Origin of the sequence: Dapis brunnea BLCC-M229 (genome assembly GCF_050015995.1) — a bacterium.
GTDB lineage: Bacteria > Cyanobacteriota > Cyanobacteriia > Cyanobacteriales > Microcoleaceae > Trichodesmium.
On the sequence record NZ_JBNHEP010000078.1, the window covers coordinates 25,385 to 35,361 of the forward strand.

A 9,977-nucleotide genomic window follows, 5' to 3' on the forward strand; every position below is an offset into this window, starting at 1 on the left:
AAAACAGATGAGAAAATCTATCGCCAATTTTCTGGGAAAACCCTAGATATACTGTTGCGCTATAGTTTTAACTCTCCATCCATATATATATAGTATTTTTTCTACATCTCATCTACAGCCAAAATTCCAGATATTGATTTATTGCGATAATTAGAGCCACAAAAGTCTAGCTAGATAAAACAGATGAGAAAATCTATCGCCAATTTTCTGGGAAAACCCTAGATATACTGTTGCGCTATAGTTTTAACTCTCCATATATAGTATTTTTTCTAGCTATAGCCAAAATTCTCGAAATCTATTCTCATGGGAATAGGGTGATCAAACTCTAGATAGATGGGACAATCTATAGCCAATTCGACTAGCAAATTCTAAATCTAGTGTTTCACTATAGTTTTGATAACTGAATTACTCAGGTTCTTCCAGTCTAATTTTGCTATACATTTTGATTGCTGTACTCCAAACTTGATAACCTTTATCATTCAAGTGTAGGCCATCGGTACTCAATTCAGATCGGAGAAAACCTTGAGCATCTGTAAATAGTGGGTGAAGATTTAAAAAGAACGCCCCTTCACCATCAGCTAAAGCTTTCAGACTACGATTAATTTTTCTGATGCGACTGTTGGATAGTTGCACGAGGCGATCGCGACCTTCCCAGGTAGCTGCCTCCCCACTATGGGGCAAAATAGATTGGACAACTATTTGACTCCCTGGATGAACAGCTCGTAATTGACGAATAATTCTTCTTTGATTTGCCAGAATTGTCCAATCGTCCACCCCATGTACCAAATCGTTAATCCCAATCATCACAAAAATTGTTTCTGGCCTGGTACTATCAAATAAATACAATCTCTTCAATAGACCGGCCGTTGTTTCTCCAGAAATTCCTTGATTTAACCAATTTCTATCCCAGGGAAGAAGTTTTGAGGGAAACCAAAGACTCAAAGAATCTCCTACTAAAACAGTTAGACGGTCAGGACGATTATTAGACGCAGCGATCGCCTCTCGCTGCAACTGTTCCACCCATTGTTCATAAGTCCATTTATGGTTTCTCCCAATAGCCAGAAGTTCTGTTCGAGCTTCCCCAAATAGTGGGCTTGGTCTATTAGATTCAATACTGTTAGATGTAGTGGATGTAATTGTAGCACTTGCTTGAGGGTCTTCTGGCAACTTGTAATTAGTTACAATTAGCATGGCCACTGTCAATGACAGTAGCCCATTAGCAGCCAAAGAACACCAAACCCATGTTGGAACATCTCTAGAGAAAGTAAACACCGTAGCTGAATTCAATTAGTGCAACATTTAACCTACTCAAAGCTAACGCACAAGTCATCAACCTTGAATCTATATGGCATCACTAGTTAAAGCGATGGCTGTTGCAGGCAAAGTCTTGCTAATAGAACAAGACGCGTAGTTTGAGTTTGGAGGGTCGAAGCCTACTCTAACCCGCACTATGGCAACTCAGACGTTCATTATTTAACGTTACTAAACTTACGACCATTTATCCGAAGATAAATTTTAGTTCTTGGCCGGGTGGAAGTGTTCCCTTGTTAAACAAGTTACTAACTTTTTCAAGTATAATTAACTTTTTAGCTTTTTTCTTTTTCAAGCTAACTAATTACTTATGGGCAACTTTAACAAGATTTGTCAGGAGTTTTCGTTAACTATTACTCCTCTCAATCAAGAAAACCAAACCCAAGTTGGAACATGTTTAGAGAAATTAACATCATCCCCACCTTGCAAATGGTAGGTTTTCCTATTAGGTGTGAGAGCTTCCTGTTTCGGTTAGCCGACTGACTTGGATTTCGTTTCCTAGGCTATTCTCTCAAGAGGCGTAGTTAAACTCAGCCAGGAAAGTTACCTTTCCTGACTTGTCTTCAGATTTTTATTTATAGTAGGCAAGACTTCCACTTCATACCGGACGAGTTTTTTCTCTTACCTTGTTAAGTTTCTGTTTCCCACCTATATATATATCTAATATATATATCTAAAGAACTTGGATTATGGCTATTTTACTGAGAATGATCGTGAGAAACAGCAGTGCCAAGAGCATCAGGTTCTTTCACAAAGCCATTATAAGCTTCCATACCATGTTCAGAAATATCCAAACCCTGATATTCTTGCTCTGGATGAACACGAATACCCACAGTAGCCTTCAAAGCTAGCCAGAAAATAGTGCAGAGTATAACTGTAAACAATCCAACGGAAATAATACCTATAGCTTGAGTAAAGATATTAGCACCTTCAACAAAAATACCAACAGCTAAAGTACCCCAAGCGCCACATACTAAGTGAACTGATGTTGCACCTACTGGGTCATCAATCTGCAACTTGTCAAAGAAGGAAACTGAGAAAACAACAATTATACCAGCTACACTACCAATAATTACTGCCTCTAAATAAGATACGCCATCACAACCTGCAGTAATTCCGACTAAACCAGCCAAAACTCCGTTAATAATCATTGAAAGGTCTGGCTTATTATCTTTCAACCAAGATGTAATAGTTGCGGTAGCTCCCCCTGCTGCTGCTGCTAGGTTTGTGGTTACGGCAATATAAACAACATTTTCATCTGCTGCAAGTTGAGAACCGGGGTTAAAGCCAAACCAACCGATCCAAAGAATTAAACAGCCCAAGGTAGCAAAACCCATATTATGGCCAGGAATAGCTCTTGGTTGGTTATTTTCATCATATTTACCCATCCGAGGTCCGAGTACATATGCTCCTACCAATGCTGCCCAACCACCTACTGAGTGAACTGCTGTCGAACCTGCAAAATCTTTGAAACCCATTTCACTTAGCCAACCACCACTACCCCAAATCCAATGTCCAGTAATGGGATATGAAATACCTGTGATTAATAAGCTAAACAGTAAAAAGGCTGAAAATTCAATTCTTTCTGCTACTGCTCCAGAGACAATAGTTGCAGCAGTGGCGGCAAAAGCTGCTTGGAATAGGAAAAATATGGGTACTGGCAGACCAGCAGGAAATGGATCTAGTCCATAGGTACTAGATTCGCCAGTTAGAAAAAAACCACCCCCACCAATAAAGGGATGGTCTCCAGCAAACATTGTGGAAAATCCAATAGACCAATAGACTAATGTAGCTAGGGCAAATACAATTAAATTTTTCGCCAGAATATTAACTGCATTTTTCTGGCGACAGAATCCTGTTTCTAACATTCCGAAACCAGCATTCATAAAAATTACAAAGACTGAAGCTACCAAAATCCAAATCGCATCTAAAACCCCTTTTATATATTCTGGGGTTAACTCTTGATCTTGGGCGGTTGCTGCTCCTGCCCACAAAGCAATAATTAGACATACTAGAGGTATGCAGGCTAATGTAGTGGGGGAAAACCATTTTGTCCGACGTAGCCGATCTATTAGTGCTGTCGGTTCTAAGAAACGGCTATATTTTGCTGATAATAACCGTCTGTTTTTTGTTCTGTTGCTCCTAAACTTTAGTTTAGATGTCATTTTTAAGACCAAGTTAATTAGTTAGATTACAAATGCAAAAAATATCGCACTAATTGTTGTATTAATTTTCTGTATCAATTACTACTATTTTTGATTTATAAGTAGTTGGATAGACAGTATTTCTACAACAGTTTCTGCCAGTAACAATAGCAAGTATTTGTCAGTTTTTTACCATAAAATATTTGCATAATGGTTAAGTTTATGTTAAATATTTTCGATATCCGATCCGATCTAGCTTAGTTTGTTTATCTATTACTGATTCAGCTAAGGTCTGGCGGTACTTTTGCACTTGTTCTAATAATTCTGGTTGGTGGGATGCTAGGATTTGAACTGCTAATAAGCCAGCATTTTTGGCATTGCCGATCGCTACTGTGGCTACTGGTATTCCTCCTGGCATTTGGACTATGGAATATAAGGAGTCTATTCCCTGTAATGTTCGGGTTTGTACTGGTACACCAATTACTGGGAGCGGCGTTAAAGATGCGACCATTCCTGGTAAATGTGCCGCGCCTCCTGCTCCGGCAATGATAACTTTTAATCCTCTTTGATGGGCAGTTTGGGCATATTCAAACATTCTTTGAGGGGTACGGTGGGCTGAGACAATGACAACTTCGGAGGGTATGTTAAATTCTTCGCAGATGGCGATCGCTTCTTTCATTGTGGGCAAGTCTGAGTCACTGCCCATTATAATTCCGACTATGGGATTCATATATTTAGTTATCAGTTATAAGAAATTAGCAGTTAGTTTTTTCTTTTATACCATTTGGAAAAAATAATTTTATACAAATCCTAAAGTTGAGAGAGGGAACAGGGAAAAGGGAACAGGATCTCTATAGAAATAGAATATGTAATTAATTTTGCATAGGAAATTATTAGGTTTACTCTAATTTAGAGACTGTTTGTCAAATAAGTCTTAAGATAGCAAATAATGACTAAAATCTAAAAGCGGTGGTGCTTCAAGGAATTTAAATCTGAAGGAATTTAAATTTGGTAGATAGAGAAGTTTTCGGTACACATAATTCCTAGATTTTTAAGTAAAATTTGTCTTGATTTGTTTCTCCTTATCTCCTATCTCTTATTCCCTTTTCCCTATGTCATTTTTTATATTTCCTGATACATTCAATCTCTTACTCCAAAAAATTGTTAGGGGGATAATGAAGTAGAGAGAGTAGAAAGTTACCCCATATAGGAATGGAACGGATAGGTTGTTTGATGACTTACTAAAAGGAATTAGTCTGAAAATTTATACTAATTCAATGAAATAATTTTACCATGATTAATTTTGAACTTCAATACAATAATTATTAACTCACATTAAACTGCAAAAAAAACAGAATTACTAATCATGTTTGCGCACTGTTCCTATACCTAATCCACTTAAGGCAAATAATCCGAATAATATTGAAGGTTCAGGAACTGTTTCTACTCGATGAAAAGCTATAGGTGTACCAAATAAGAGATTATCATTCCTGTCAAAAACTCTATCTAAAGACTCAATAATATTAGGCTTAATTAAAACATCAGAAACAACTTTACCTCCAGGAAAAGTTGTCGGACAACCAACTGGTGAGTTATTTCCCACATAACTATTTTGGAACCAAGAAAGGTTAATTTCACAACTAAAGCTATCTAAATTTTTAGCATTAATAAATTGTTCTGTTTCAGGGCGACCGCATAAACCTAGTAAAGAAGTTTCATCAAGGAAACGACTAATACTAATAGTAACTTGAGAATCATTATTACTGAAAAAAGAATACAACCTTACCCGAAATGGAAATCCTCCTGTTGTTTGCTCTAAATAAATTGTTTCTGTATTTCTCATCAAGTCACTCCCGATAAGTTTAACCCCACAATTCAACATTGTAATTTGAGGGACTATTGGGTTATTAGTTACTTGTTTTGTATTGTTAAATAAGCCTGTGAACCATTGTGCTACCTGGCTCACTTGAAATGATACGGGAGGTGCAGATGTTATAGTTGCACCTTGACTTTTTTGTGCAAATATAACACTTATAAACAGAAAGCTTAGAGTAGAAATTTTAAGTAGATTTTTCTGCATTTTAATAGATTTGTTTTGACTAAAAATTTATTCTTAAGTTACCTTTCAATTTAAGACAAATTCTAATACGGTATTTTGAAAGGTGGTGAAATATAGTTTGACATAGTCTGTAAGCATTCAGCTTTTTTTGCTAATAAAAAGTATTTATTACGGATATTTCATATCATGTACTTCAATCCATACTTTTAAATTGTACTTCAGTATTTCAATACTGCCATAATACCTGAAAAATTATGAAATTAATGAGCGATCGCTAACTTCCGAATTTTTACCATAATCTCTATTTCCTCTTTTCTATAATGCTACGCATTTAGGGCGCGGACATTGGTAAATTATGAAGCTCAGTCATAGATTACTTTTGCCTTTTGCATGAGTGACTTTTGACTTGCGCGTAGCGCTATATAGCAATCATATTTCAGTTGTAAGATTTTAGTGGTAATTAGGAGTCAGGAGTCGTAGGGGCGATTCGCGAATCGCCCCTACAGGAGTCAGAATATAAAAGGGTTTTGATTTATCTTAGTCGTTCTTAAATTCTATCAAAATCATTCCTGATTGCTATATTATATGAAATATAAAAAAGAATGCTACGAACAATTTAGCTGGTTAAAAAACTTGACTTAGAAATGTCGATTTGACCAAAAACAGATTTTTACTCTAATAAATATAATAAATGATATATAGATTATTCCTACTGACTCCTGGCTCCTGACTCCTGGAAACAGCCTAAGCATTTGTAGCAAAAATTTTAGTATTTCATATTACCTAATTCCCCAGAATTTTTTGCCTAATCAATGTACAAACTACTGTATATTCCTAGCTGTAATTTAAAATTTAAACTCGTGAACTTAACCACTAAAATTATTAATGCTAAAATTCCTGGTTATCAAGACCTACAGCAAATTTTAATCAATTCTACTGGCAAAATTGAGAAAATTATCCCTCAGACTGAAGAACTTTTGCCTACCACATCTACTACTATTGATGTGGAACAAGACTGGGTTTCTCTAGGTGGAATTGATTTACAAATTAATGGTGCTTTAGGTTTACCTTTTCCTGAAGTAGATGAAACTTCCATAACCAAAATACATGAAATTTGTCAATATTTATGGCAACAAGGAATAGACGCTTTTTTGCCTACTATTGTCACTACTTCTATAGATAATATTCAGCGATCGCTCCAAATTTTTCACAATTTTGCTTCTCAACCGCAAGAACCAGAAACAGCCAAAATTTGGGGCGTACATTTAGAGGGGCCTTTTCTGAATCCAGAAAAGCGGGGTGCTCATCCTAACGAATATTTAATACCATTAACAGTTGAAAATGTCAAACAAGTAATCGGCGATTATGCTCAGATAGTTAAAATAATTACTTTAGCTCCAGAATTAGACAGTACAGAAACAGTAATTCCCTACTTAAAAAATTTAGGAATTACAGTTAGTTTAGGGCATTCTCAAGCGACAGCGAATCAAGCAGAAGTAGCTTTTAGATTGGGAGCTTCAATGGTAACTCATGCTTTTAACGCCATGCCGAGTTTACATCATCGAAAACCAGGATTATTAGGAGCAGCAATTACAAATCCTGACGTTATGTGCGGTTTAATTACTGATGGTCAACACGTCTGTTCAACAATGATAGAAATTTTGTTGAAAGCAAGTCAATATCAGCAGGGAATATTTTTGGTTAGTGATGCTTTAGCACCTTTAGGATTAGCAGATGGAATTTACCCGTGGGATACTAGAGAAATAGAAGTTAAAAACGGTACGGTTAGATTACAAGATGGAACTCTAGCAGGAACGACTTTGCCTTTATTGGTTGGAGTTAAGAATTTGGTGAAGTGGGGAATTTGTGATGTTGAGATGGGAATTTATTTGGCGACTATTGCACCTCGAAAGGCGTTAGGAATGGAGAGTGAAATTATTGGCAACTGTGGGAAAGATTTATTAAGATGGCGGGTAAATAATGTAGGGGTTTGGTCTCCAAAACTACAAGAGATAGAGTTGGGTTGGCAGAGAATAATGGATAATGGATAATGGATAATTGATAATGAGGAATTGAAAATACAATTTCCAACAGAAATATGTAATTATGAGGTGGAGAAAAAGATACCTTATATTTCCAGTATTGAACAGATTGGTTTAGAGAAATGAGAACATATTGGTATAGTAAAATCTGCTCATGAATCAATAATAACAGTGTTATAAATTGGGTTTAAAAATGTACCTGCAAATATTGTGGATGCTGTTAGTCAAATTGATAATATTCAGGAACTCAAACAGTTAACTAAAACTGCAGTTTTAATTGATTCTTTGGAAAATTTTGCCGCCCTCTTACCTCAGAATTTGCCGCCCTCTTACCTCAGAAATAGAAAGTCTCAATTAATCTAAAGACTTCTTGCAGAAGTCAGGGAATAGGGAATAGGGAATAGGGGGGATGAAGTTGTTGATTCTATATCTCTAAATTGATTTAATTAAAACTTTTACAAGAGGTCTTGGGAATTACTGTAGGGAGGTTAAATCTGATTTCCCTACATTTTTTCTTTTTTGCCAAATTAAGGAATAGGGAACAGAGAAAATTGCTTGGAGGATAGGGAAAAAGCAAAAAATCTTTATCCTGTCAGTTTTACCACATTAATAACCGAATCTGATGTAAAATTTCATTCTCGACTTTAATTACTTTTGACTATAAATTACAGGAATGGATAACGGTACACATAAGGGAATTGTTAGTTTTATTTGGGGAATTGCTGATGATGTTTTGCGGGATTTTTATGTTAGGGGAAAATATCGAGATGTCATTTTGCCGATGACTGTTATTCGGCGGTTAGATTGTTTGCTTGAATCTACTAAAGAAGCAGTTTTAGAGGAGAATAAATTTTATGAAAATATGAATATTACTAATAAATCTGGATTAACAGATATTATTAAATATCCTTTCTATAATACTTCTCCCTATACTCTGAAAAAATTACTGGATGAACCTAATCTGATTAAGGAGAATTTGATAGATTATCTGAATGGTTTTAGCGACAATGTTCAGGAAATTATCAGTAAGTTTAAGTTCCGCAACCAATTAGAAACTTTGGTCGAACATAATCGCCTTTATTCTTTAATTCAAAAGTTTACTGACTCAGATATTAATCTCAGTCCTAAACCGATAAAAGATAAAAAAGGTAAGGTTATTCAACCTGGGTTATCTAATTTGGGGATGGGTTATGTTTTTGAGGAATTAATTAGAAGATTTAACGAATAAAATAACGAAGAAGCAGGAGAACATTTTACCCCCCGCGATATTATTAAGTTGATGGTGAATTTGATTTTTATACCTGTGAAAGAACAGATTCAAATTTTGTGTCTCCTCCCCTAGACGCACAACAAGCGATCACTAATTTCCTAGACTAAAAACTCGCCCCAATAGATGAATATATTGCCAAAAAACAACGGATAATAGAAATACTGAAATAACAGAAGACCGTTATTATTAATCAGGTAGTTACTAAAGGTCTTAACCCAGATATTCCGATGAAATTTTCTGGCATTGAATGGTTAGGAGAAATACCGAAACATTGGGAGGTGAGAAAAATCAAAAGGTGTTTAAAATCCTATAGATATGGAATATCAGATAGCATTAGAGGTGAAGGAGAATTTAAAATTATGACGATGGGAAATATACAAGATGGAAAAGTTTTAATTCCTGAGAGTGGAAGTCTTGAAAGTGTTCCTCAAAAATTGATTTTAGAATATGGTGACTTACTATTTAATAGAACAAACAGTTTAGAGTTAGTAAGTAAGGTAGGACTTTTTCAAGGTACTAAAGAAGACAAAGTATCTTTCGCTTCTTATCTTGTTAGATTAAAAGCAAACGATAATGCTAATCCAGTTTATCTAAATTTTTTGCTTAATTCTCATGGTTTGTTAAACATAGCAAGACAAAGATCTTTAGTTAGTCTCAACTAAGTCAATTTAAACCCCACAAGATATTGCCAGATTACTATTCCTTTACCTCCAATTTATGAACAACAAGAAATAGTGTCATTCATTGAAAAAAAATCAGAAAAAATCAACCGGGCGATCGCCACAATAGAAAAGGAAATAAAATTAATCCAAGAATATCGAACTACTCTAATTTATGAAACAGTCACGGGAAAAATAGACGTCAGAAAATATCGCCCTCCCAGTAAATTCACCAATGCCAACTCCAACAAACCAAAGTAATAATATAGTAGGTTGGGTTAAGCACAGCGCAACCCAACAAAAAGCTTTCTATATCTATATATTATGTATTTGCCAAATTTTTCTATTTTGCCAAACGGATAAATGGGGAGTTTCTACTTTCTCTATCCAACCTCAATTTTGCCGACATATATATAGAATAGATATGACTGCCAAATTTTCCAGTTTTGCCAAACGGATAAATATGGAACTTCCCATTTTTCCACCAGACCG

The 9,977-nt window shown here is 35.5% G+C and carries 9 protein-coding genes; 5 read left to right on the top strand and 4 right to left on the bottom strand.

The window, feature by feature from the left end:
• Window positions 1–405: 405 nt before the first annotated feature.
• The 4 genes from ACP6PM_RS08720 to ACP6PM_RS08735 form a co-directional block, all read right to left on the bottom strand.
• Entirely contained in the window at window positions 406–1,272 is an 867-nt protein-coding gene (locus ACP6PM_RS08720; protein ID WP_426583707.1) for an SGNH/GDSL hydrolase family protein, read from the bottom strand.
• 737 nt (window positions 1,273–2,009) lie between these two features.
• The gene (locus ACP6PM_RS08725; protein WP_426583708.1) at window positions 2,010–3,476 is read right to left on the bottom strand and encodes an ammonium transporter; all 1,467 of its coding nucleotides are present in this window, start codon (window positions 3,474–3,476) and stop codon (window positions 2,010–2,012) included.
• A 199-nt stretch (window positions 3,477–3,675) separates the two neighbouring features.
• A complete protein-coding gene (purE, locus tag ACP6PM_RS08730; protein ID WP_426583710.1) occupies window positions 3,676–4,185 on the bottom strand; it encodes a 5-(carboxyamino)imidazole ribonucleotide mutase in 510 nt (169 codons plus the stop codon).
• 630 nt (window positions 4,186–4,815) lie between these two features.
• Window positions 4,816–5,535, bottom strand: a complete 720-nt coding sequence (locus tag ACP6PM_RS08735; protein WP_426583712.1) for a chromophore lyase CpcT/CpeT — start codon at window positions 5,533–5,535, stop codon at window positions 4,816–4,818.
• 839 nt (window positions 5,536–6,374) lie between these two features.
• Here ACP6PM_RS08735 and nagA point away from each other — a divergent pair.
• The 5 genes from nagA to ACP6PM_RS08760 all read left to right on the top strand — a co-directional run.
• Window positions 6,375–7,565 (top strand): N-acetylglucosamine-6-phosphate deacetylase, encoded by a 1,191-nt coding sequence (nagA, locus tag ACP6PM_RS08740; RefSeq protein ID WP_426583714.1) that lies wholly within the window; start codon window positions 6,375–6,377, stop codon window positions 7,563–7,565.
• Window positions 7,566–8,229: 664 nt separating this feature from the next.
• Window positions 8,230–8,784, top strand: coding sequence for a type I restriction-modification system subunit M N-terminal domain-containing protein (locus ACP6PM_RS08745; protein ID WP_426583716.1), 555 nt, complete (start codon window positions 8,230–8,232; stop codon window positions 8,782–8,784).
• A gap of 269 nt (window positions 8,785–9,053) precedes the next feature.
• Window positions 9,054–9,488, top strand: a complete 435-nt coding sequence (locus ACP6PM_RS08750; RefSeq protein WP_426583718.1) for a restriction endonuclease subunit S domain-containing protein — start codon at window positions 9,054–9,056, stop codon at window positions 9,486–9,488.
• A gap of 72 nt (window positions 9,489–9,560) precedes the next feature.
• Window positions 9,561–9,746: a hypothetical protein gene (locus tag ACP6PM_RS08755; protein WP_426583720.1), complete on the top strand. Its 186-nt coding sequence runs from the start codon at window positions 9,561–9,563 to the stop codon at window positions 9,744–9,746.
• On the top strand, window positions 9,721–9,977 hold a 257-nt coding region (locus ACP6PM_RS08760; RefSeq protein ID WP_426583722.1), incomplete at its 3' end, for a hypothetical protein. The genes ACP6PM_RS08755 and ACP6PM_RS08760, both read left to right, overlap by 26 nt.

Bases quoted from the DNA above. Each gene is read 5' to 3' on its own strand.
- ACP6PM_RS08745 (WP_426583716.1), top strand. From the start codon at position 8,230: ATGGATAACGGTACACATAAGGGAATTGTTAGTTTTATTTGGGGAATT.
- ACP6PM_RS08735 (WP_426583712.1), bottom strand. From the start codon at position 5,535: ATGCAGAAAAATCTACTTAAAATTTCTACTCTAAGCTTTCTGTTTATA.
- purE (WP_426583710.1), bottom strand. From the start codon at position 4,185: ATGAATCCCATAGTCGGAATTATAATGGGCAGTGACTCAGACTTGCCC.
- ACP6PM_RS08725 (WP_426583708.1), bottom strand. From the start codon at position 3,476: ATGACATCTAAACTAAAGTTTAGGAGCAACAGAACAAAAAACAGACGG.
- ACP6PM_RS08750 (WP_426583718.1), top strand. From the start codon at position 9,054: ATGAAATTTTCTGGCATTGAATGGTTAGGAGAAATACCGAAACATTGG.